This window comes from Celeribacter sp. ULVN23_4, assembly GCF_054788345.1.
Window position 1 is genome coordinate 303764 of record NZ_JBTVYO010000002.1, and the last position, 21285, is coordinate 325048.

23 protein-coding genes are annotated in these 21285 nt (G+C 60.3%); 8 read left to right on the forward strand and 15 right to left on the reverse strand.

Annotation, left to right across the window (positions count from 1 at the left end):
* Positions 1 to 2: 2 nt before the first annotated feature.
* The 9 genes from ACYBHZ_RS06790 to ACYBHZ_RS06830 all read right to left on the reverse strand — a co-directional run bounded on the left by ACYBHZ_RS06790 (position 3) and on the right by ACYBHZ_RS06830 (position 8703).
* On the reverse strand, positions 3 to 926 hold the full coding sequence (locus ACYBHZ_RS06790; protein WP_460273500.1) for a homoserine O-succinyltransferase: 924 nt from the start codon (positions 924 to 926) through the stop codon (positions 3 to 5).
* 33 nt (positions 927 to 959) lie between these two features.
* Positions 960 to 1832 carry an ATPase gene (locus tag ACYBHZ_RS06795; protein WP_460273501.1) on the reverse strand — a complete coding sequence of 291 codons (873 nt, stop codon included), beginning with the start codon at positions 1830 to 1832 and terminating at the stop codon, positions 960 to 962.
* 57 nt (positions 1833 to 1889) lie between these two features.
* The gene (locus ACYBHZ_RS06800; RefSeq protein ID WP_460273502.1) at positions 1890 to 2807 is read right to left on the reverse strand and encodes a DMT family transporter; all 918 of its coding nucleotides are present in this window, start codon (positions 2805 to 2807) and stop codon (positions 1890 to 1892) included.
* A 248-nt stretch (positions 2808 to 3055) separates the two neighbouring features.
* Entirely contained in the window at positions 3056 to 4165 is a 1110-nt protein-coding gene (locus tag ACYBHZ_RS06805) for an OmpP1/FadL family transporter (protein ID WP_460273503.1), read from the reverse strand.
* Between the two features lie 164 nt (positions 4166 to 4329).
* Complete coding sequence (locus ACYBHZ_RS06810) at positions 4330 to 5274, reverse strand: DMT family transporter (protein WP_460273504.1); 945 nt, start codon at positions 5272 to 5274, stop codon at positions 4330 to 4332.
* On the reverse strand, positions 5261 to 5554 hold the full coding sequence (locus ACYBHZ_RS06815) for a putative quinol monooxygenase (protein ID WP_460273505.1): 294 nt from the start codon (positions 5552 to 5554) through the stop codon (positions 5261 to 5263). The genes ACYBHZ_RS06810 and ACYBHZ_RS06815 overlap by 14 nt, the downstream gene beginning before the upstream one ends.
* Positions 5555 to 5611: 57 nt before the next feature.
* Entirely contained in the window at positions 5612 to 6640 is a 1029-nt protein-coding gene (locus ACYBHZ_RS06820) for a glycosyltransferase family 8 protein (RefSeq protein ID WP_460273506.1), read from the reverse strand.
* Between the two features lie 42 nt (positions 6641 to 6682).
* The gene (guaA, locus tag ACYBHZ_RS06825; RefSeq protein ID WP_460273507.1) at positions 6683 to 8254 is read right to left on the reverse strand and encodes a glutamine-hydrolyzing GMP synthase; all 1572 of its coding nucleotides are present in this window, start codon (positions 8252 to 8254) and stop codon (positions 6683 to 6685) included.
* Positions 8255 to 8409: 155 nt separating this feature from the next.
* Positions 8410 to 8703 (reverse strand): DUF6477 family protein, encoded by a 294-nt coding sequence (locus tag ACYBHZ_RS06830; protein WP_460273508.1) that lies wholly within the window; start codon positions 8701 to 8703, stop codon positions 8410 to 8412.
* 369 nt (positions 8704 to 9072) lie between these two features.
* Between ACYBHZ_RS06830 and ACYBHZ_RS06835 the strand changes: the two genes are divergently transcribed.
* A complete protein-coding gene (locus ACYBHZ_RS06835; protein WP_460273509.1) occupies positions 9073 to 10263 on the forward strand; it encodes a DUF6456 domain-containing protein in 1191 nt (396 codons plus the stop codon).
* A 211-nt stretch (positions 10264 to 10474) separates the two neighbouring features.
* On the forward strand, positions 10475 to 11401 hold the full coding sequence (locus ACYBHZ_RS06840; protein WP_460273510.1) for a LysR substrate-binding domain-containing protein: 927 nt from the start codon (positions 10475 to 10477) through the stop codon (positions 11399 to 11401).
* Between the two features lie 144 nt (positions 11402 to 11545).
* On the opposite strand, the gene ACYBHZ_RS06845 is transcribed toward ACYBHZ_RS06840, so the two are convergent.
* Complete coding sequence (locus ACYBHZ_RS06845; protein ID WP_460273511.1) at positions 11546 to 12094, reverse strand: redoxin family protein; 549 nt, start codon at positions 12092 to 12094, stop codon at positions 11546 to 11548.
* Between the two features lie 206 nt (positions 12095 to 12300).
* Here ACYBHZ_RS06845 and lipA point away from each other — a divergent pair, with 206 nt between their 5' ends.
* The 3 genes from lipA to ACYBHZ_RS06860 all read left to right on the forward strand — a co-directional run bounded on the left by lipA (position 12301) and on the right by ACYBHZ_RS06860 (position 15390).
* On the forward strand, positions 12301 to 13251 hold the full coding sequence (gene lipA / locus ACYBHZ_RS06850; protein WP_460273512.1) for a lipoyl synthase: 951 nt from the start codon (positions 12301 to 12303) through the stop codon (positions 13249 to 13251).
* Entirely contained in the window at positions 13252 to 14376 is a 1125-nt protein-coding gene (locus ACYBHZ_RS06855) for a THUMP domain-containing class I SAM-dependent RNA methyltransferase (RefSeq protein ID WP_460273513.1), read from the forward strand. It begins immediately after the preceding gene.
* A gap of 120 nt (positions 14377 to 14496) precedes the next feature.
* A complete protein-coding gene (locus tag ACYBHZ_RS06860; RefSeq protein ID WP_460273514.1) occupies positions 14497 to 15390 on the forward strand; it encodes a LysR family transcriptional regulator in 894 nt (297 codons plus the stop codon).
* 27 nt (positions 15391 to 15417) lie between these two features.
* Here the strand turns inward: ACYBHZ_RS06860 and ACYBHZ_RS06865 are convergent, their stop codons facing one another.
* Positions 15418 to 15615, reverse strand: a complete 198-nt coding sequence (locus ACYBHZ_RS06865) for a hypothetical protein (protein WP_460273515.1) — start codon at positions 15613 to 15615, stop codon at positions 15418 to 15420.
* Entirely contained in the window at positions 15612 to 16175 is a 564-nt protein-coding gene (gene hpt, locus ACYBHZ_RS06870; RefSeq protein ID WP_460273516.1) for a hypoxanthine phosphoribosyltransferase, read from the reverse strand. Before hpt ends, ACYBHZ_RS06865 begins: the two co-directional genes overlap by 4 nt.
* A 77-nt stretch (positions 16176 to 16252) precedes the next feature.
* On the opposite strand from hpt, the gene ACYBHZ_RS06875 reads away from it, so the two are divergent.
* The gene (locus ACYBHZ_RS06875) at positions 16253 to 16699 is read left to right on the forward strand and encodes a type II toxin-antitoxin system RatA family toxin (RefSeq protein WP_460273517.1); all 447 of its coding nucleotides are present in this window, start codon (positions 16253 to 16255) and stop codon (positions 16697 to 16699) included.
* Between the two features lie 166 nt (positions 16700 to 16865).
* Here ACYBHZ_RS06875 and ACYBHZ_RS06880 read toward each other — a convergent pair whose 3' ends face one another.
* The 3 genes from ACYBHZ_RS06880 to ACYBHZ_RS06890 are packed head-to-tail and all read right to left on the reverse strand — an operon-like array spanning position 16866 to position 19057.
* The gene (locus ACYBHZ_RS06880; protein WP_460273518.1) at positions 16866 to 17354 is read right to left on the reverse strand and encodes a CinA family protein; all 489 of its coding nucleotides are present in this window, start codon (positions 17352 to 17354) and stop codon (positions 16866 to 16868) included.
* Positions 17351 to 17848 carry a phosphatidylglycerophosphatase A family protein gene (locus ACYBHZ_RS06885; protein WP_460273519.1) on the reverse strand — a complete coding sequence of 166 codons (498 nt, stop codon included), beginning with the start codon at positions 17846 to 17848 and terminating at the stop codon, positions 17351 to 17353. Before ACYBHZ_RS06885 ends, ACYBHZ_RS06880 begins: the two co-directional genes overlap by 4 nt.
* 15 nt (positions 17849 to 17863) lie before the next feature.
* Positions 17864 to 19057, reverse strand: coding sequence for a bifunctional 2-C-methyl-D-erythritol 4-phosphate cytidylyltransferase/2-C-methyl-D-erythritol 2,4-cyclodiphosphate synthase (locus ACYBHZ_RS06890; RefSeq protein WP_460273520.1), 1194 nt, complete (start codon positions 19055 to 19057; stop codon positions 17864 to 17866).
* 168 nt (positions 19058 to 19225) lie between these two features.
* On the opposite strand from ACYBHZ_RS06890, the gene dusB reads away from it, so the two are divergent.
* Together dusB and ACYBHZ_RS06900 are read left to right on the forward strand one after the other, a co-directional pair.
* The gene (gene dusB / locus ACYBHZ_RS06895; RefSeq protein WP_460273521.1) at positions 19226 to 20206 is read left to right on the forward strand and encodes a tRNA dihydrouridine synthase DusB; all 981 of its coding nucleotides are present in this window, start codon (positions 19226 to 19228) and stop codon (positions 20204 to 20206) included.
* Positions 20203 to 21279 (forward strand): two-component system sensor histidine kinase NtrB, encoded by a 1077-nt coding sequence (locus ACYBHZ_RS06900; RefSeq protein WP_460273522.1) that lies wholly within the window; start codon positions 20203 to 20205, stop codon positions 21277 to 21279. The genes dusB and ACYBHZ_RS06900 overlap by 4 nt, the downstream gene beginning before the upstream one ends.
* The last annotated feature ends 6 nt before the right edge of the window (positions 21280 to 21285 follow it).

Consider the following 21285-nt stretch of genomic DNA (forward strand, 5'->3'; position numbering starts at 1 on the left):
GCTCAGTTCCCGATGTCTTCCAGATTGAAAGGCGTATCCTGATAGATCACGTTGATCCAGTTGCCGTAGAGCAAATGGGCGTGCGAGCGCCACCGGTTCATTGGGCGCAGCGACGGATTGTCGTTCGGGAAATAGTGTTGCGGCAGGATGATTTCTGCGCCGGCTTCGACATCCCGTTGATATTCCTCGAACAAAGTTCCCGTGTCATATTCGAAATGGTTGAAGATATAGAGCGCGCGATGCTCCGGATCCTGCACCAGACAGGGGCCGGTCTCGTCAGAGCCCAGAAGCGGGATCAGGCTTGGAACCGCGTCGATCTCGGCCTGGCGCATCTCCGTCCAGCGGCTCACCGGGATATAGCACTGGTCGGAAAATCCGCGCAGGTAGGGCGAGCTTGGCGCAAGGTTTTCCTGTTGGAACAGGCCAAAGGCCTTGTGATCCAGCAGGTGTTTTTTCACGCCGTGGAAATAGTTGATCATCGCCATCCCGCCCCAGCACACGCCGAAGGTGGAGAAAACATTGGTCTGGGTCCACTCGAACACTTCCTTGAGTTCGTCCCAATAGGTGACGTCCTCAAACGGCAGGTGCTCGATCGGCGCGCCGGTGATGATCAGCCCGTCGAATTTATCGCCGGAGGCTTTGACCTCGTTGAACGGGCGGTAGAACTGCTCCATGTGCTCGGCGGCGGTGTTCTTGGTCTGATGCTCGCTCATGCGGATCAGGTGAAATTCGATCTGCAAAGGCGTCGCGCCGATCAGACGGGCGAACTGGTTCTCCGTCTGAATTTTCTTCGGCATGAGGTTCAAAAGCCCGATTTTGAGCGGACGGATGTCCTGCCGCGCGGCCCGACCCTCGCCCATGACCATGACACCCTCGGCGGAGAGGACGTCATAGGCGGGCAGGTTTTCGGGCAGTGTAATGGGCATTTTGGGACCTCTTAAAGGGTGAAGGAGCCAGATTTAGGACTGTTTCGGACGATTATCAAGCGCAGTGGCGATGAGGCTATGGAAATCCGCAGGGCCTTTGATCTGTTTGACATGCTCGTAATCGAGCGTGATGCCCCAGTTGTCCGCCATCGTCTGATAGCGCGGCTGGCGATGCGCGAGGGCGCGCGCATAGGTGTAGCGGACGAAATCGTCGGGGTTGACCTCGTCTTCCTGGACGGCTTTCTCGGCGAGATATTCCTCCCAGATCGTGGCGAGGAACTCGGGCTGATAGGCCATCGGTTTCGGCGCTTTGTCGAACCGGCGGACAAGCTCTTCGGTATGGGCCTCGGAGCCTTTCAGCCAAACGAGAAGCGCGTCCTGCGAGAGCGCTTTGAGGATCGGATCGTTGGCATCTTCCGCGTCCACCCATTCACAGATCGAGCCGCCCGTGTCGCAGACGAAATGCGGGTAGCCATAGAGCGTCTCGGAGCGGGTGATGAAATGGCCGGTGTCCATTAGCGCGGCTTCTTCCGCCTCGCGGAACAGCTTTTGGCGGCGCTGGAACTCGGCGAAGGGGATGCCGCCAAGGGCTTCCGAGCCGGGTTTGCCGAGGAAGTAAGACACGGGGGCGAGGTTGCCAAAGCTCAGGTTGGCTTTGATGTAGATGCTGTCGGAGAGGAATTGCTCGCGCAGAAACGGCTCGCGCATGGCGATCTTTTTCAGATTGTCGTCAATGGCTTCGCCCAGATAGCGCGTGCCGATGCGGTAATCGATGGAATAGTGATACCACTGTCCCGTCTCGCGCAGCATGTTGGAAATCACGGTCTTGCCGAGGCCCGACATCCCGAAAAGGATGAGGCGTTTGTTCTCGCAGCCTTGCCAGTCCGCACCAGTTTCGTATTTCATCAGTCTTCCCCGTTGGTCGCGATTGGTGGTGCCACGGGGCGCGCGTCGCTGCAAGAGTTAAGCGGCTTTGCGCGGTCGGAGCCGCTTCAAAATCCGTCCGTCGATCACCAAAAGACCAAGTGCGATCAACCCGAATCCGAGATAGGCCTGCGGGGGGAGGCTTTCGCCCAACACAGCTGCGCCCAAAGCGATGGAGACCGGCGCGACGATCAGTGTCGTGAGCGAAGTGTTGCCCGCGCCCGCCGCCTGTATCACCTTGTAATATATGATGTATGTGAGGCTCGTGGACATCACCGCGAGGTAGAGCATCGCGCCCCATGTTTCGGGTCTGAGTGAGACGGGCGGCGCGCCCGAGACCAGCAAGGCGACGGGCAGGGCGATGATGGCGGCGCCGGTGAGCATGCCGGCGGCGGCGACTTCGGGTTTCAGATCGGACAAAAGAATGCGGCCGATGGAGTTGGAGACCCCGTAGGACATGGTGGCGGCGATCATGGCGAGTTGACCGAGAGAGGTCAGGTCAAAGGATTTGAGCGCCTCCGGCCCGATGATCGTGATGATGCCCAAGACCCCGAGCAGCACGCCCGTGCCTTTGCGCCAGCCGAGCTTTTCATCGGCAAAGATCAGCGCCGCAAAGAGCACGCCGAAGATCGCCGTTGAGGCGTTCAGGATACCCGCAAGCCCGGAGGGGATGTGCCGCTGCGCCCATGTGATAAGGAGGAACGGTACGGCGGAGGTCAGTGCGCCAACCAAGATAAAGCGCCACAGATACAGGGAAAACTTCGGAACCGGCAGGCCTTTGACGATCACGTAGGTCCAAAGCACGGCGGCGGCGATGGACACGCGGCCCGCGACGACCCAATAGATCGGAACCTCGCGGATCAGGAAGGCGACGGCCAGAAAGGAACAGCCCCAGAGAAACCCCATGGCGAACAGCCCGGCCCATGCGGCGGGGGAAATGGTCTTTTGTGCGGCCATGCTGCGCTCCTTTCAATGTCTTGCAAAATCACCCGTGCGGGGCGTGCTGGCAAACCGGAAATTGTGCAAACGCGGATCGCGGTTTTCGCTCGGAAGCAGCGGGGATGGCGGTGAAATGAGGTGTCGGCAAAGCGTCGGACTTCTGTCGGACTTTTGTCGGGCACGAAACGGGTAGGGGTGAGCAGGGCGGCAAGCATGAAAAAGGCCCCGCGAGATCGCAGGGCCTTTCCTAAGATGTAACGCCCGGATCAGAAGTGATGCGAGAGTTTCAGACCGAAGCCGATTGCGGTGTTGTCTTCGAACTCGGTTTCAAAGCCAGAGAGCGAGGTGTTCGCGTCGCCAATCCAAGCGTAGGAGACACCACCCGCAATCGCGGTTTGTGCGGTGATCTGGTATTTCAGGCCTGCGGTGATGGATTTGTAGCCATCTTTGGGCGACAGATTGCCCTGAATGCCGCCATAGGATTTTTCATAGCCGACAGAGAGCGAGCCGGAAAGCTTGTCGTTGAAGCGGCGTCCTACGCCGAGGCTGTAGGAGATCGTGTCGTCGTTGTGGTCTACGAGGTTGTTTCCCGGATCAACAAAGGTTGTGTAGAGGTCCGGCGTGATCGTGGTTTCCGTCCATTCTGCCCAACGGGCGGAGAACATCAGGAGTGTATCGGCGGCGATTCCTGTTTGGAAATCGAAGTTCACCGATTGCGGCAGGCTGACTTCCATGTCGGTATCGGCGCTGCCGAAACCTACGACGGTTTCATGCGCAGTGAAGTCGATGTCGATCTGAGAATTGTAGGTCAGGCTGGCGCGCAGGGCGATGTCTGGGATCTCATATGCGGCCCCGACCAGATAGCCCCAATCGTTCTCATGAGATGTGTCCATGGTATAGCCAAGGCTGCCGCTTTCGTAGAGTTCAACCTCGCCCTTGGTCGAGACGTTGCGGACGCCGCCGTAGATGGACACGCGGTCGTTGAATTTGTAGCGCAGGATCGCAGTGACGCCAATCGTGTCCACGGTGGCGTTGGAGCCAGCGACCGGATAGCCCGTGCCACTCGGATAATCGACGTCGGCACCGAACGGCTGGTCGATGATCAAAGCCATGGACAGTTTGTCGTTCAGGTCGCGTTTATAGGCACCGGACACCATGTTGAAAGACGGGGCCATGTCGCCCGAGTCGAATGTGTCCAGAAGATTGCCGGAAACGTCCGGGCTCACGGAGCCGAAGCTTAGTTCGGCATAGGTGCCATCCTCGAAAATCGGGGCGATTGAGAGGCCGGAACGATCCAGACCACCAGCAGAGGCACCGGTTGCGGCCATAATGGCCAGAGCGGCAGAAGAGGCCGCCAAACGTGTCGTGTTTTTCATTGATCTCCATCCCTGACGAGCCCTGAGCCCGCCCTCTAGATCTAAAAGTGTCGTGATGAGCGATTTTTCGCCCTTATTGTTCAATCAGCCTAAGCTGCGACAAAATTTCAAGCAATTCTGACGCCGCGTCATGGTTGCAACCTGCTGACCATGGCATTCGTGCATCAGCTTATGCTTGTGGGGCGGGAGATGCGGCGGTTTTCGGCCAAAATGTTGATGTAGTTGGCTGAAAAAATAATCGCCGCGCCGATGAAAACATAGATGTCGAGACCTTCGCCGTAAAAGACCATTCCGACGACAGCGATGATCGGGAGACGCAGAAAGTCGATGGGCGTGACGATGGAGGCTGGCGCGAGAGACAGCGCAGTGGTCAGGCAGAAATGCGCGCCAAGCCCGGCGACGGCGACCACAAGAACCCAAGGCAGGTCCTGTAGCTTCAACAAGGTCGCATGGCCGTCAGCAAAGGCACATATGATACCAAGGGCAAGTTGAAATGTTACCATCCAGAACATGATCGACAGAACGGACACACGCGCTGTTTGGGTGAGGCGTTTGGTGAAAAGAGCCGAGGTTGCCAGGCCGAATGCGCAGAGAACCGCGGCGATGAGACCTGCTGAAAGTCCTCCACCTCCGAAGGGTCTTGCGACGATGAGAATCCCGGCGAACCCCATGGCTGCTGCGACGGCTCTTGTCGGCGTCATCTTTTCACCGAGGAAAATTGATGCTCCGAGACCGACCAGAATTGGATAGGCAAATTCAAGCGCAAAAAGCTGGGCCATTGGAATGACCGTGAGAGCGTAAAACCACAGGTTTTGTCCGGCAAAATGGCTCAGGTTGCGACCAAAGTGCAGCGCCATAGCTGTCGGGTGCAATTCCGCCAGGCGGCGCTGAGCCAGAGCCACACTGAGAACGATCAGGAGGCTAAAGAACGAACGATACCCCATGATTTCAAAGGTATCCAGATGCCCCCCGAGCTCACGCCCGGCCACCGCCATCGAAGAAAACCCGAGCAACGCCCCACTCATCCAGAGTGCTGCCTTGAGAGGTTGAGAATCTTTATTCACGGGCGTGTTCGCTTTCGTCTCGTTGTGCGTATTACTTTTGGGCACTGTGCAGGCTTTTGTTGAAGTCGCGGGCCATGTGACCGGTGACGCGGAACCAGTCGGAATTATGCGTGCGCTCTTGGTGGGCTGCGAAGGCGGCCTCGCTTCGGAACACTTCAGTGACGTGAAACTCGGTCGGGCGGACCTCATCCTGCCAGAGATCGAATTGCAGACAGCCGGGCTCCGCGCGCGAAAGGCGAATGTGTTCGGGGAGCAGCGCGACCACATTCTCCACCTCATCGGGGGCGCATGTCATGGTGCCGGTCAACAGGACTTTGCCAGCCATTTGGTTCTCCTCCCAGAGCCTTCGCGTGCGGTCAGTGCGTCTTGAAAATCGGTCGCGTCAGGTCGCGAAAGGATCGTTGCAAAGGCGCAGGATGTCCATCCCTGTTTCGTCCGAAAGCTGCGCAGCCTCTTTGCGCCAATGCATGTGGGCTTGGCGCTGAAAGTCGGTCATGGAGCGGGTGTCCTCAGGTGCGTGCCAAGGTTTTTGATCGCCCGCAAAATGCAGAATTCCCGGATTGTCGAGCGCCTCGCGATAGCCCTGTCTCTGTTTGGATGGGACATAGGGTTTTTGGGTGTTTTCTTCTACGATTTGAGTGTGTTGTACGTTCCAGCGGATGTGCATCTCCGCGAGGTCACTGGCGAAAAGGAAGTTGAGCCAGTCCTGGTCCTGATGCCCCCAGCCTTTCTCTTCGTGGGTCCGCAGACAGCTGTCGAAATCGCAGAGCCGGTCCGCCTTGCCCTGCGCGCGCAGCTTCGGCATGTCGATGAGAACCACGCCAGTGTTGGTATAGCCTGCGAGGGGAATGTCGCGTTTGCTCGCTTGGATTTGCTTCGTGGCATCTTTAACGATCCGCCGCGCTTTACGTTTCAGCTTGCGGGCCTGAAACGGGCGGAAGCGGGAATAGTGGCGGCGTTTGTAGAACAGGTGGCGGTAATAATAATCCGGGGCGGCGGCGATGGCGTGGCACCCGAGCGGGATGTCATAGGCACGTGCCGCGTCGTCCATGACCAGAGTGTCGCCATCAATCACGAGGCTCTTGCGTTGAAGGAGCGGGTAGAGCCTCAGTTGCCAGAAAATCTTGATGCGCGCGCCAGCCGCCCAAGCCGGAGGTTCGCTCGGAAGATCTGGGTTTTCGACAAGGGAGACGCTGGCCTTCGGGTGGAGCTGCATCAGTTGGTCCAGAGCCGCGCGGAAGTGGGGCATTGCCCGATCCGTCAGGAGCAGAATCTCACAGTCCGATTGCGTGGTTCGCAGCAGGGATGCCAGCGACACAAGTGTTGGGAATGCGTAGCCTTGATCAAAGACGTAGGAGAAATGGGCGGAGGACATGGGGGCTACAGAGATATTCTGAAAGAAAAACAGCATGTTCTGAACCAGAACATGCTGTTCGATGTGTCACCGACTGGATCACTCCAGCTCGATCGTTCCCGGCGGTTTCGAGGTGCAGTCGTAGAACACGCGGTTCACGCCTTTCACCTCGTTGATGATCCGGGTGGAGGTCTCGCCGAGGAACTCGTGGGTGAACGGGTAGTAATCCGCCGTCATACCATCGACCGAGGTCACCGCGCGGAGCGCCAGAGCGTAGTCATAGGTCCGACCGTCACCCATCACGCCGACGGTGCGCATCGGGAGAATGGCGGCGAAGGCCTGCCAAATCTCATCGTAGAGACCGTGTTTGCGGATCTGGTCGATGTAGACCGCGTCGGCCTTTTGCAGGATCGCCAGCTTTTCGCGGGTGATCTCGCCGGGGCAGCGGATCGCAAGACCCGGTCCGGGGAAGGGGTGGCGACCGATGAAGGAGGCCGGAAGACCCAGCTCGTGACCCAGCGCGCGGACCTCGTCTTTGAACAGCTCGCGGAGCGGTTCGACCAGTTTGAGGCCCATTTTTTCCGGAAGGCCGCCGACGTTGTGGTGCGATTTGATCGTCACCGAGGGGCCGCCGGAGAAGGACACGGATTCGATCACGTCCGGATAGAGCGTGCCTTGCGCGAGGAATTCGGCGTCTTCGATTTCCGAAGCATATTTCTGGAATACGTCGATAAACAGTTTGCCGATGGTTTTGCGTTTTGTTTCCGGATCGGAAACGCCTTCAAGCTCGCCAAGGAACAGATCGCTCTCGTCGGCGTGGATCAGCTTGATGTTGTAATTGTCGCGGAACATTTTCACGACTTCGGTGGCCTCGTTGAGGCGCAGAAGGCCGTGGTCCACGAAGACGCAAGTGAGCTGATCGCCAATCGCTTCGTGCAGCAGGATCGCGGTCACGGAGCTGTCGACGCCGCCGGAGAGGCCGCAGATCACGTGGCTGTCGCCGACCTGTTCGCGGATTTTCGCGATCATCTCTTCGCGGTAAGCGCCCATGGTCCAGTCGCCCTTGAAACCCGCCAGTTTGACGAAGTTCTCATAAAGCGTCGCGCCGTTCGGCGTGTGGTGGACTTCCGGGTGGAACTGAACGGCGTAGAAGTTGCGCTCAAGGTCTGCGGTGATCGCGAAGGGTGCGCCCGGCGAGGTGCCATAGACCGCGAAACCCGGTGCGATTTCCGCGACGTGGTCACCGTGGGACATCCAGACCTGTTCTTTGCCCGTGCCGTCCATGAACCAGCCCTTGAGGAAGTCGGGGCGGTCTTCGGACGGGGTGACATAGGCGCGGCCGAATTCGGCGGTGGCATGTTCACCCGCTTCGACGCGGCCGCCGAGATCATGCATCATGACCTGTTGGCCATAGCAGATGCCGAGGATCGGCACGCCCAGCTCATACGCCGCTTTCGGCGGGCGCGGGGAGCCTTCGCGCATCACCGAATCCGGGCCGCCGGAGAAGATGATCGCTTTCGGATCAAACTCTTTCAGCGAGGCGTCGGTGACCTTCTGATAGGGGTGGATTTCGCAATAGACGTTCAGCTCCCGCAGACGGCGCGCGATGAGCTGCGTCACCTGGGAACCGAAGTCGATAATGAGGAGGCGGTCATGGGATGTCTGGGTCATGCCCTGCCTTTATGCGTGCGCGCCGTTTCAGGCAAGATGGATTCCCACCTCCGGCCGGGTCTGAGTGCAAATTGCGATGAAAAATCTCCCGTCACGGCGCGGGAGCGCGCGCAAACGGGTGCCTTCGGTCGTTCTTTGGCCACTATCTGAGCCAGTCACGCCCTTTGCGGAACCTTCGGCAGCAAGCGCGCCTCGCCCATCAAGGCGATGAGCACTTCGACATGGCGCGTCACGTTATAGGTGGCGTCGCCGGAGCGTCGAATGTGCTCGATCCGGGCTTCTTCTTCAATCAGCCGGGTGAGGGCGAGCAGGGGCGTGGGCGGCGTTCCCGTGCGCATGACGCGTTTGAGGTCTCGGTTCCGATTGTAGCCTTCTAGGCCATAGCGCGCGGCGCGGATCAAAAGGCGGGGGCGACGCAGGGTGGCAAGCAAGGCTGTGACATCGGTCATGGTTGGCTCTCCTGAAACTCTTTGCGTCTGAGCGCCTTCGCCCTTGGGGCGGCGGTGCGGACGCATGGAAAATTCGCTGAAAAATCTGCTGTGAGGAAAGCTTGGCACGGCCTTGAGGGGCGTTGCGCATTGGTGCGGATCGGCGAACGGTGCGCTGCTGCATTGTTAAGTCTTGGGAAACGATAATTCTCGAAATGGATACAGTTAACTTTTGGGTAAGGAATACAACTCACGGTTGATTTAGGATTCGGGATAAGTCAGTGGATAAGCTGTGGAAATACAGTGGAAAAACCGTGGAGAACCGGTGTCTCCAGTGCTGCTTTTCTTGTGTCTGAAATGGAAACAATTTTTGCGATATATGGGGGCATCATGCTGAAAATGGAAACTGGAACAGGGCGAGATCGGGCGGACGAAGGGCTGCCGCAATGGGTGCCGCTCGAAGCCAAGCGCTATCTGGCGCACACGGAACGGGGCGATACGATACGGGATTTGGCGCGGCGTGGCGGCTGCGCCCCGTCGACGGTGATGCGGCAGGTCCGCAAGCTGGAACAGAAGCGCGACGATCCCTTGATTGACGAGGCGCTCACCGTGTTGGGCGCTCATCAGTCCACTGCTTCGATGGGGGATTTTGTGGCTCCCACAGACCCGTCTGCCGTCACATTTCTCAGCAAGGATAAGCCTGCCATGACCGACCAACGCCCGTTCGATGACCCCACAGGTGCCTTCCCGCCGGATGATGCCACCATCGCCCGCGAGGCGCGTCGCATTCTGCGGCGGTTGTCGGAGCCGGGGGCCTGTCTGGCGGTGGCCAAGGACATGGAAAAGGCCGTGGTCGTCCGCGATCTGCCGGACGGGCGCACGGCCCGAACCGCCGTGCTGGACCGTCCGATCGCGCAGGCCTTGGCGCTCAAGGGCTGGATCGTCGCTGAGGTGAAGGGCAAAATCACGCGCTATACGATTTCTGGGACAGGGCGTGCGGCGCTCAGAGCGTTTCTGATGGAGGATGAAATGGTCCGTGTGGGCTTTGCCGAGGCACCGACCACATTCGAGGCGGGGAGCCAGAGCTTTGCGCTGCGCGCCGGGGCGGTGCCGACCGTGCGGGCGAAACGTATCCGATATCAGCCATCGGAGAGCCCGGTCATGGTTCTGTCGCGGCGGCGCGATAAGGATGGCGGGCTGTTCCTGTCGCCGGAACTCGTGGCGGCGGCGGAGCGGTTGCGCGAGGATTTTGAACTGGCGCAGATGGCGGTCGGGGCAAAGATGGACTGGGCCAAAATGGACTGGGCTCGGACCGCACTTGAGGGCGGGGCCGGGGCGCATGGCGATGCGCAAGGGAGCGGCCCCGAGGCTGCGAAAGCCCGCGTCGCGGCGGCGCTGTCCGATCTCGGACCGGGGCTGGGCGATGTGGCTTTGCGCTGCTGCTGTCTGTTGGAGGGCATGGAGCAGGCGGAGAAGCGCATGGGCTGGTCGGCGCGGTCCGGCAAGATCGTTTTGCGGATCGCGTTGCAGCGTTTGAAGGCGCATTACGACAGGGCAGGCTATTCGAACCTGATTGGGTGAAACTCGGGAACACGCTCATAGCCGACAAAAAAGCACCCGAAGGGCGCGCCTTCGGGTGAAGTGCGTCTGTGCCACAGACGGTCTCAAGGTGGGGCGATAGCCCCGTACAGCCTCATAGCTACTGAGGTGGCTACTGAATATCGGCCCTGTCACATCAATTGAAATTGTAATTTGTGGCTTCTTGCATTAGTTTTTCTGATCAGGAGGACGCATGCTCACGCTCAGACAAATGACCTATTTCGTGGCTCTCGCCGAAACCCGCAGCTTTTCGGCGGCGGCGGAAACCGTGCATGTCACCCAACCGGCTCTGTCGCAGCAGATCAAAGAGATGGAAGCCAGTCTCGGCACTCAGCTTGTCGAACGTCTGCCGCGCGACATTCGACTGACGCGGGCGGGGCAGGTGGTGCTCGACCGGGCGCGACAAATCCTGTCGATGACGCGCGATCTTGAGGCGGAAATCCGGCTGTCGAAAGGCCTAACGGGGCGGCTGACACTTGGCGTCATTCCGACCATCGCGCCTTATCTCTTGCCGCGCGCGCTCACGCGGATCAAGGCGGCGGCGCTCAACCTCGATATGCGGGTGCGGGAGGCGCAGACGGCGGAGCTGATCGGGCTTGTCGCAAGCGGCAAGTTGGACGCGGCGGTGATCGCATTGCCCTATGATTTGCAGGGGCTTCTGGCGGAGCCATTGTTCGTGGATCACTTCCTGCTGGCCGGGTCGCAAAGCCGGATTGCCGGATATAACTCTGCCGAACATGTGCCGCATCCTAAGGACCTGTCGCCGGACACGCTGTTGTTGCTGGATGAAGGGCATTGTCTGGCGGATCAGGCGCTTGAGGTCTGCGGGTTGAAACGCAACCGGCAGTCGGTCGATCTCGGGGCCTCGTCTTTGGCGACGCTCTGTGGGCTTGTCGCGCAGGGGTTCGGTTTGACGCTGCTGCCGGAAATTGCGCTGTGTTCGGAAATGGCTGCGAGCCCGGACATGCGGGTGTTGCGTTTTTCTGCGCCCGAGCCGCAACGCGTTGTGGCGCTGGTACGGCGGCAATCGACGGAGGCGAAACCATGGTTCACCGAGCTTGCGGCGCTCTTGACCGATGCCGGGGAGGAGTTGCTGGCGGATGCGCGGGGGCGTGGCTGAGACGGTCTTTTAGCCATGCGCCTCGGGCATTTCCGGTATGCGACGGTATTCCGAAGGCCATTCCACTCCGAATTTTGCCGCAGATGCGAAAAGGCCCGCGAGACTGTCCCGCGGGCCTTTCGTATCGTCGAAAATGCGAAGGTCTTATGCGACGGCTTCGGCTTCTTCGCCTTTGAGCCACTTGAGCACGTTCTCCGGGGAGGACACGCCGTAGGGGTCTTCGCCGTGGTTGTCGCAAAGGCCCGGCTCTTGGAACCATGCTTCAACAACACCGTCGTTGACGACGGCGGCGTAGCGCCAGGAGCGCAGACCGAAGCCGAGGTTGTCCTTGCGGACCAGCATGCCCATGCGGCGGGTGAATTCGCCGGAGCCGTCCGGGATCACGCCGACGTTCTCAAGGTCTTGAGATTGCGCCCATTTGTTCATGACGAAGCTGTCGTTCACGGACATGCAGTAGATGGCGTCGATGCCCAGGTCTTTGAACTCAGGGAAGCCTTTTTCAAAGCCCGGCAGCTGGTAGGTGGAACAGGTCGGGGTGAAGGCACCCGGCAGGGAGAAGAGCACAACGCGCTTGCCTGCGAAATAGTCCGCAGTCGTTTTGTCTTCCCATTTGAACGGGTTCGGGCCGCCGATGCTTTCATCGCGGACACGGGTGTGGAAGGTCACTTCGGGGAGTTTGTAACCGGCTTTCATGAGACTGGCTCCTTGAGATTGCGCTTCTCCGTGCGGGGGAGCGCTTCATTATGGCGTAGGGTTTAGAGCGATTCTAAACATGGCTTCAATGCGCCTGCGGCGAAAATTGTTGCGCAGGCGAAGTGCGGGCGAAATGCGCGGTTTTCGCGAGACATTTGCGGGCAGGTTGCCTATATCGTGATCCAAACGGAAAAGAAGGCCCCGCCATGCGTGATCTCAAGATCCCCGACCAGCGCCACCCTGAAAAGGCGCATCGTCCCGACAACGCCCAGCCGAAAAAGCCGGATTGGATTCGGGTGAAAGCCCCGACCTCCAAAGGCTACATGGAGACGCATAAGATCATGCGCGAGCATAAGCTTGTCACCGTGTGCGAAGAAGCGGGCTGTCCGAACGCGGGCGAATGCTGGTCGCAGGGTCATGCCACCATGATGATCATGGGGGAGATTTGTACCCGTGGCTGTACCTTCTGCAACGTCGCCACCGGGCGCCCAGATCAGCTCGATGTGTTCGAGCCGGGGCGTGTCGCCGATGCCGTGCAAAAGCTTGGCCTCAAGCACGTGGTGATCACCTCCGTGGACCGTGACGATCTTGAAGACGGCGGGGCGGAGCATTTCGCGATGACCATCCGCGCCATCCGCAAGCGCTCTCCCGAGACCACCATTGAAATTCTGACGCCTGACTTCCTGAAATGCGCGCCCTCTGCGCTGGAAACCGTGGTCGAGGCGAAGCCCGATGTGTTCAACCACAACCTTGAAACCGTGCCGGGCCTCTATCACGAGGTGCGCCCCGGTGCGCGGTATTTCCACTCCCTGCGGCTGTTGCAGCGGGTGAAAGAACTGGACCCGACCATGTTCACGAAATCCGGGATCATGGTTGGTCTTGGCGAGAAACGTCCGGAAGTGTTGCAGGTCATGGATGACATGCGCGCCGCCGACATCGATTTCATGACCATCGGCCAGTATCTCCAGCCGACGCCGAAGCACCACGCGGTCGCAGAATTCATCACGCCGGATGCGTTCAAGAACTATGAGAAAGCCGCGATCAACAAGGGCTTCCTGATGGTCTCCGCAACGCCGCTGACGCGTTCGTCCTACCATGCGGGCGACGACTTTGCCCGTCTGCGCGAAAACCGTCTCAAGAAATTCGGTCAGGCGTAAGTGGTGCAGACATTCGAGATTTTCCTCGGCACGCAGCCGGGGCTGGAGCCGTATCTTCTTGAGGAAGCGGTGGAGGCGGGGTTTCCCGCCCCTGAAGCCGTGGGCGGCGGTGTGACCTTTGACGGCACATGGGACGATGTGGTGCGGGCCAACCTGACCCTGCGCGGTGCCGCGCGGGTTCTGGCGCGGATCGGCTCTTTCCGGGCCTTCCATCTTGCACAGCTCGACAAGCGCAGCCGCAAGTTTCCTTGGGGAGATGTTTTGCGCGCCGATGTACCGTTCCGCGTCGAGGTGGTGACGGGCAAGCGCAACAAGATTTACCACGCGGGCGCGGCGCAGGAACGGATTGAACGGGCGATCACCGAAGAGCTTGGCGCGCCGATTTCCGCCGAGGCCGAGGTCGTGCTTAAGGTGCGGATCGAGGATGACAATGTGATCCTTTCCGTCGATACCTCGGGCGAGGCGCTGCACAAGCGCGGCTACAAGGCGGGCGTCGGCAAGGCCCCGATGCGGGAGACCATGGCGGCCTCCTTCCTGCGTGCCTGTGGCTACGCTGGGGGCGAGCCGGTGCTCGACCCGATGTGCGGGTCCGGCACCTTTGTCATTGAAGCCGCGGAGATTGCACGCGGCATGATGCCGGGGCGTGCCCGTGGGTTTGCCTTCGAAAAGCTCGCGCCTTTCAATCCTGCTGCTGTTAATTCCACCACTGTGCAAAAACTCAAAGAAGGCTGGGTCGAAAAGCCCTGCGATTTGCAGTTTTACGGATCTGATCGCAATGTGAATGTTGTGCGTATGGCGAACGAAAATGCCGAGCGCGCGGGTGTCGCCGATCTCTGCATGTTCCAGCCGACGCCGATCTCTGCACTGGAGCGTCCCGAAGGCCCGGCAGGGCTTGTGATCGTGAACCCGCCCTACGGCGCGCGGATCGGGAAAAAGAAAGACCTCTACGCGCTTTACGGCAGTTTCGGCCAAGTGATGCGCGACCGGTTCCAGGGCTGGCGCGTCGGGATGATTACCTCCGACGGGCAATTGGCGCAGGCCACGGGGCTGCCGTGGGAGCCAACCGGAGCGCCCATTGCCCATGGCGGCTTGAAAGTTCGACTTTATAAAACCCCTCCACTTTAAATACTCAATTTTTTGAATTTTTTTAAACATGTGCAAAAATCGTTGCGGAAGTGATCTTCCTCAAGGCTGCAAAGCCGCCCTCATGATAATATTTGTCAGAACAGGAGGGGAGATTTGGAAATGATGCACAGGCCTAATTGGGATGATTATCGGTTCGTGCTTGCCGTGGCCCGTTCGGGTTCGGTGTCTGGCGCGGCTCGGGAGTTGGGCGTCAACCACGCCACCGTGCTGCGGCGCGTGGCGGGGATTGAGAAGCGTCTCGGGGTCGAGCTGTTCGAAAAATCCGTGCGCGGTTATGAGGTCTCGCCTGAAAAGCTGCGGCTGATCGAGGCCGCGCGTGAGGTGGAGGCCGCCGTTGGTGCCGTTGAACGTCTTGCAAAAGCGGGCGAAGCGCCTTTGGCGGGGGTGATCCGGGTCACATCGACCGACACGTTCTGTCAGGTGGTTCTGCCGCCGCTTCTGGCGCGGATGTCTGCCCATGAGCAGGATTTGTCTTTCGAGCTGGTCTCGAACAACGCCCATGTGGATTTGTCGCGGCTGCATGCCGATGTGACGGTCCGCCCGACCTTCAAACTGCCGGAAGACCTGCACGGAGAAATGGCGGCGCAGATGCGCTTTGGCTTCTATGCCCTGTCTGAAGACGTGTCGCCCAATCGCTGGATCGGGCTGACGGGGGCCATCGGGCGCTCGCATGCCGCGCAGAAGCTGCGTGAGGAATTGGAACGTCGCAAAGCGGTCTTTACCTCTGCGGGGGACAGTTTCCTGACCCTGCGCGCGCTCGCCGAAGCGGGGCTTGGCCGGGTGATGCTCCCGGTGGTGGTCGGCAATGCGTCCTCTCGGCTGGTTCAGGTTGAGCCGGTGGTCGATCTGCCGCCGTTGCCGGTGTTCGTGGCCTCGCACGCCGATCTCGCCGATGCGCCACGTCTGCGTCAGGCGCGGACCCGCATCGCGGCGGCGCTTGAGGCGCAAGAGCCGCTCTTGCTTGGGGAAAAGAGCCTCATGGTTGCCGAATGAGGCGACGGGCAAGCCGCTGCTAAGGGCTTATTCCGAAGACACGGGCCGGACCTTTACACGGGTCTGGCCCTCAACGTGCATCCACTCCGGCAATCCGACGGTTTTCTCAATCGCATAAAGCGCGATGCAGGCGGCGATGATGGCGAAGACGAATTTGACCCGTCTGGGCGAGGGCGGATTTTGCGCCCAGCGTTTGGCGCGCAGAAGCCAACGCAGATCGTTCACGCCTGTGCTCCGCCTTCCGGCTCATCCTCGAACACGACCGAGCCGATGAAGGGCAGGTTGCGGTTGGCTTGGGCAAAGTCGATGCCATAGCCGACGACGAAGGCGTCCGGGATTTCAAACCCCGTCCATGTCGCCTTGAGATCGACTTCCCGCCGCGCGGGTTTGTCCAGAAGCGCGATGGTCTCAAGCTTGCGCGGATTGCGCGATTTCAACAGCTTGATCACCGCCGAAAGCGTGTGGCCGGTATCGACGATGTCTTCGACCACCAACACGTCGCGGCCCTCGATGCCGCCGCGCAGGTCCTTGAGGATTTTCACTTCGCGCGAAGATTCGGTGGCGTTGCCGTAGGAGGAGGCCTCAAGGAAGTCGACCTCGACATTCATCTCCAGCTCGCGCACCAAGTCCGCGATGAAGACGAAAGAGCCGCGAAGCAGCCCAACCACCACCAATTTATCCGTATCGCTATAGGCCCGCCGGATCTCTTTCGCGAGATCCTCGATCCGCGCCGCGATCGTCTTGGCAGAGATCATGGTGTCGATGTGATAAGGTCGCTGCGTCATGCTGTCCCTCTTTGCACCCTTGCAATTTTCGTCGCCGCCATAGATGTATCAGGCCGAGCAAAGACAGACCAGAGACCATGCCGACGCATCAGGAAACAAAACACCTCCCTTACAGCGCAGATCAAATGTACGCGCTGGTGGCGGATGTCGAGAATTATCCGAAGTTCCTGCCGTGGAATGCCGCAGCGCGAATTCGGTCTCGCACGGACATGGGCGACCATGTTCTGATGCTTGCGGATTTGGTGATTTCTTTCAAAGTCTTCCGCGAAAAATTCGGCTCGCGGGTCAAGCTTTTCCCGCTTGAGCGCAAGATCGACACGGAATATCTCGACGGCCCGTTTCGCTACATGAAAAGCTGGTGGCAGTTCACGCCCGCTGAAGACGGTGGCTGCGAGATCGAGTTTTTCGTCGATTTCGAATTCAAGAACGCGATCCTTCAGGGCGTGATCGGCGTTGTGTTCAACGAGGCGATGCAGCGCATCGTTCGCGCATTCGAGCGTCGGGCGCAGGAACTTTACGGCTGAGAGAGCGGCTTCCGTGTCCTTCCTGTGAAGGCTGCGACGGGCGCTCTGGCGCGCCTGCCACGTTGAGCCTCCCCCTCTCACGCGTTAAGGTTAATCAGATTAAGGTTAACGCGATGGGGAGGGGCAGTTCTTCCGTTTCGGGCTTGGTGCCTGTGTGGCACTCCGCTCACCCCCGCAGCGCAGAGCGCAGCATTTCCAGAGCATGTTCGACCGTTGCAGCGCGCACAGAGGAGCGGCCGAGGGGGCCGAATTCCACCGTTTCCACCACAGTCGTCGCGCCTTTGCGGGCGAGACCGAAACAGACGCGGCCCTCGGGTTTGTGCTCCGAGCCGCCGGGCCCCGCGATGCCCGTGACGGCGACCGCGACCCCGGCTTGGGATTTGTTCAACGCGCCTTCGGCCATCTCAAGCGCCACCTCCTCGGAGACCGCGCCATATTCGGCCAAGGTCACAGGCGAGACGCCGATCATTTCGCGTTTGGCGGTGTTGGAATAGGTGACATAGCCCCGATCCACCACATCGGAGGAACCGGGGATTTCGGTCAGTGCGCCGATGATCAACCCGCCGGTGCAGCTTTCGGCGGTGGAGATCATCACACCCGCGCGGCGTGCGAGCGCGAGCACTTCTTCCGCGAGGGCATGGGGCAGGGCGGTCATTGCAGCATGCCGTGATAGATGCCCGCAAAGAGCAGCACGACGATGGCGGCGAACACGCCTGCGATCACATCGTCGAGCATCACGCCAAGCGCATCGCCGCGGCGGTCGGCCCAGCCAATGGGGCCGGGTTTCCAGATGTCGAACAGGCGGAAGGCGAGAAAGGCCGTGGGCCACGCGGGCCAGAGCGTTGTGGAGGGCATGCCCGCCATGGCGGAACCGATGGAAACCGGGATCAGCGCGATCCACATGCCCACCAATTCGTCGATGACGATTTCGGAGGGGTCTTCTTCGCCCTTCGCCTTGGTCATCTCCTGCGTGGCCCAGAGACCGACGACAAAGGCCACAACCGTGCCGATGATGACGCCGGGCACGCCAAGAGCCACATCCAGCGCCCAGAACAGCGGCACGGCGGCGGCAGAGCCCCAAGTGCCGGAGGCGGGTTTCATATAGCCGATCCGGGCCATGGTGCCGATCAGTTCAGCGAATGGGTTCATCTCATCTCTCCTCGATCAGCGCTTGATCAGCGCGGCTGTCGCCAGCGAGGCGATGCCTTCTTCGCGCCCGGTGAACCCGAGACGCTCAGAGGTGGTCGCCTTGACCGACACTTTGTCCACATCGACGTTCATGATCTCCGCCAGTGCCGCGCGCATCTCTGTGGCATGGGGGCCGACCTTCGGGCGTTCGCAAACCAGCGTGACGTCGCAATTCATCATTTCATACCCCATTTCACGCGCAAGGCCGATGGCGTGACGCAGGAAGATATGGCTCTCCGCGCCTTTCCATTGCGGGTCAGAGGGCGGGAAATGCTGGCCGATGTCACCGCGCGCCAAGGCGCCGTAGATCGCATCTGTGAGAGCGTGCATGCCGACGTCGGCGTCCGAATGGCCCTGAAGGCAGCGCCCGTGCGGGACTTTTACACCGCAGAGCCAGACGTGATCGCCCTCGCCAAACCGGTGTACGTCGTAGCCATTGCCCAGCCGGATATCCATCTGTGCCGTCTCCTGTGGTTTTTCTTGCGCTCTTTGACGCAAAAGCGCCTCCGCCCGGGCGAAATCCTCCGGGTGGGTGATCTTGAAATTCTCTTCCGAGCCTTGGGTGATCGCAACAGCAATGCCATGGGCGCGGGCCACTTCGACATCATCGGCGGCTTCGCCAGCGAAAGCCCTGTGCGCGGCGAGAATCGCCTCGAAATTGAACCCTTGCGGCGTTTGGGCGCGATAAAGCCCGCTGCGATCGCGGGTGCCGTCTACAAAAATGCCTGTTTGCGCGCCATTTTGCGACGCGCCCCCGTGCCAGAGCGCATCCGTGACCATAAGCGCCGGGGCAGCGCCGAGGGTGTTTTGCAGGGCGGTGAGGACAGATGTGATGACATCCGCAGGGATCAGAGCGCGGGCGGCATCATGGATCAGCACTGTGTCGATGTCTTGATCTGCAAGCGCTTCGAGCCCCGCCTTGACCGATGCGGACCGCGTTGCGCCACCTTCGACAAGTGTCACGTTTTCAAGGCTTTGCGCCATTGTCTTGTCGTCAGGGTGATGCACCACAACGATCCGCGACACATGCGGGCGAAACGCGGCGATGGCATGCTCGACCACCCGGCGTGCGTCCGGGGCAGCGCCAAGCTTTTGCCATTGCTTCGGCATCTCCCCGCCTGCGCGGGTGCCGCGTCCGGCGGCAACGATCAGAGCTGCATTTTCTGTCATAGGTTTTGGCATAATCGGTGGCGCGCAGGCTTGCAATGCGCTGTTTTTGACCTTTTTGTAGATTAAAATTTGTGCATGACGTGTTTTCCGCTACTTTTTTCGTCGTGAAGCTTTGCGACTCGCGGCTGTGACCGCTACCCCTGTCCGAAATGCTCAAGGATTAATCGCTTGCCCGTTGAATTGGCGCAACTTGCACTGGACCCACCCGTGTTTCTGGCTCCCATGGCCGGAATCACGGATTTGCCGTTTCGCGATCTCGTCGCGTCTTTCGGCGCGGGTCTCGTTGTGTCCGAGATGGTGGCCTCGCATGACATGCTGAATGCGCGTCCCGGCGCGCGCGAGAAGGCCGAGCTTGGCTTTGGCGTCGAGAACACCGCCGTGCAACTGGCGGGGCGCGAAGCGGAGCCGATGGCGCTGGCGGCGAAAATGGCCGAGGACAATGGCGCCAAGATCATCGACATCAACATGGGCTGCCCGGCGAAAAAGGTCGTGTCCGGCTATTCCGGTTCGGCGCTGATGCGCGATCTGGATCATGCGCTGACGCTGATCGAGGCGGTGGTCGGGGCGGTGTCCGTGCCGGTGACGCTGAAAACGCGGCTGGGGTGGGACGATGCGCTTCTGAATGCGCCGGAATTGGCTCGGCGCGCCGAAGCCGCAGGCATTCAGATGATCACCATTCATGGCCGCACGCGGTGTCAGTTCTACAAGGGCCGCGCCGATTGGGCTGCGATCCGCCGCGTCAAAGAGACCGTGTCGATCCCGGTGATCGCCAATGGCGATATCACGGGCACCGCGGAGGCCCGCACGGCCTTGGCGCAATCGGGGGCCGATGGCGTGATGATCGGGCGGGGGGCGCAAGGGCGTCCCTGGCTTTTGGCGCAGGTCGCCGCGAACCTGACCGGCGCACCGGAGCCCGTGCGCCCGGAGGGCAAAGCTTTCGCGGAGATGGTCGCGGGGCACTACGAGGCCGGGCTGAGTTTTTATGGTGAATTTCTTGGGGGGCGCGTGATGCGCAAACATTTGGGGTGGTATATGGATGAGGCGGGCACGTCCTCCGGGCTGCGCAAGCGGGTGCTGACCGAAAAGACGCCGAAGGGCGTGTTCGATCTTTTGCCAGAGGCTTTGAGCGGGGAGATCTGCGCCGTATGACCCATCGTTTCGACATGCTCTGGCCGTCGCTGCCTGTGCCCGCATTGATGATGGATGCGAACAACCAGATCGTCGAGGTCAACTCCTCGGCTGAGCTGTTTCTGAACGCGTCGGCCAAAGTGCTGACCGGTGTGCCGGTGTTCGACAAGCTGGCGATTGATGCGCCGCTGGAAGAGGCTTTTGGCCGGGTGCGCCGCGATGACTCGCCGCTCTTTATCAACAATGTCGATGTGTCGGGCGGCAATGCCGCGCCGGTGCAATGCAACATCCAGATCGCGCCGCTTCAGGGCATGGAAGACTGGCTTGTCCTTTTGATGGAGCCGCGCCAGATCGCCGACCGTCTGGGGCGTGCGCATCAGGTGAAAACCTCCGCCCGTTCCGCGATTGGCATGGCCGAGATGCTGGCGCATGAGATTAAGAACCCGCTCGCTGGGATCACTGGCGCGGCGCAGCTTTTGTCGATGAGCCTCTCACCCGAAGATCTCGAACTGACCGATTTGATCGTGGCCGAGAGCCGCCGCATTGTCGCGCTTTTGGAGCAGGTGGAGCAATTCGGCAACCTGCGCCCACCGGCGAAACACGCGATCAACATTCACGACCTGTTGGACCGGGCCCGCAAATCGGCGGAACTGTCCTACGGCGCGAATATGACATTCATCGAGGAGTTCGATCCCTCGCTGCCGCCCACGTTCGTCGATGGCGACCAAATTCTTCAGGTCTTTCTGAACCTGATCAAGAACGCCTCGGAAGCGGCGGGCAAAGACGGTGGCACGATCCGTCTGCGGACCTTCTATGATCTGTCCTTGCGCCTGCGCCGCAAGGATGGCAGCGGCGGCGCCTTGCCATTGCAGGTGGAAATCATCGACGATGGTCCCGGCCTGCCGCCGGAGATCGCCGCCGATGTGTTTGAACCTTTCGTATCCGGGCGCGAGAACGGCACGGGGCTTGGCCTTGCGCTCGTGTCCAAGATCATTTCCGACCATGAAGGCTGGATTTCCGTGGACTCCGTGCCCGGCAAGACAGTCTTCCGCATCTCCCTGCCTGTCGCCCCGCGCGACGTGAAAAAGGCATGACATGGG

Bases quoted from the DNA above. Each gene is read 5' to 3' on its own strand.
- ACYBHZ_RS06790 (WP_460273500.1), bottom strand. From the start codon at position 926: ATGCCCATTACACTGCCCGAAAACCTGCCCGCCTATGACGTCCTCTCC.
- ACYBHZ_RS06795 (WP_460273501.1), bottom strand. From the start codon at position 1,832: ATGAAATACGAAACTGGTGCGGACTGGCAAGGCTGCGAGAACAAACGC.
- ACYBHZ_RS06800 (WP_460273502.1), bottom strand. From the start codon at position 2,807: ATGGCCGCACAAAAGACCATTTCCCCCGCCGCATGGGCCGGGCTGTTC.
- ACYBHZ_RS06805 (WP_460273503.1), bottom strand. From the start codon at position 4,165: ATGAAAAACACGACACGTTTGGCGGCCTCTTCTGCCGCTCTGGCCATT.
- ACYBHZ_RS06815 (WP_460273505.1), bottom strand. From the start codon at position 5,554: ATGGCTGGCAAAGTCCTGTTGACCGGCACCATGACATGCGCCCCCGAT.
- ACYBHZ_RS06820 (WP_460273506.1), bottom strand. From the start codon at position 6,640: ATGCTGTTTTTCTTTCAGAATATCTCTGTAGCCCCCATGTCCTCCGCC.
- guaA (WP_460273507.1), bottom strand. From the start codon at position 8,254: ATGACCCAGACATCCCATGACCGCCTCCTCATTATCGACTTCGGTTCC.
- ACYBHZ_RS06830 (WP_460273508.1), bottom strand. From the start codon at position 8,703: ATGACCGATGTCACAGCCTTGCTTGCCACCCTGCGTCGCCCCCGCCTT.
- ACYBHZ_RS06835 (WP_460273509.1), top strand. From the start codon at position 9,073: ATGCTGAAAATGGAAACTGGAACAGGGCGAGATCGGGCGGACGAAGGG.
- ACYBHZ_RS06840 (WP_460273510.1), top strand. From the start codon at position 10,475: ATGCTCACGCTCAGACAAATGACCTATTTCGTGGCTCTCGCCGAAACC.
- ACYBHZ_RS06845 (WP_460273511.1), bottom strand. From the start codon at position 12,094: ATGAAAGCCGGTTACAAACTCCCCGAAGTGACCTTCCACACCCGTGTC.
- lipA (WP_460273512.1), top strand. From the start codon at position 12,301: ATGCGTGATCTCAAGATCCCCGACCAGCGCCACCCTGAAAAGGCGCAT.
- ACYBHZ_RS06860 (WP_460273514.1), top strand. From the start codon at position 14,497: ATGATGCACAGGCCTAATTGGGATGATTATCGGTTCGTGCTTGCCGTG.
- hpt (WP_460273516.1), bottom strand. From the start codon at position 16,175: ATGACGCAGCGACCTTATCACATCGACACCATGATCTCTGCCAAGACG.
- ACYBHZ_RS06875 (WP_460273517.1), top strand. From the start codon at position 16,253: ATGCCGACGCATCAGGAAACAAAACACCTCCCTTACAGCGCAGATCAA.
- ACYBHZ_RS06880 (WP_460273518.1), bottom strand. From the start codon at position 17,354: ATGACCGCCCTGCCCCATGCCCTCGCGGAAGAAGTGCTCGCGCTCGCA.
- ACYBHZ_RS06885 (WP_460273519.1), bottom strand. From the start codon at position 17,848: ATGAACCCATTCGCTGAACTGATCGGCACCATGGCCCGGATCGGCTAT.
- ACYBHZ_RS06890 (WP_460273520.1), bottom strand. From the start codon at position 19,057: ATGACAGAAAATGCAGCTCTGATCGTTGCCGCCGGACGCGGCACCCGC.
- ACYBHZ_RS06900 (WP_460273522.1), top strand. From the start codon at position 20,203: ATGACCCATCGTTTCGACATGCTCTGGCCGTCGCTGCCTGTGCCCGCA.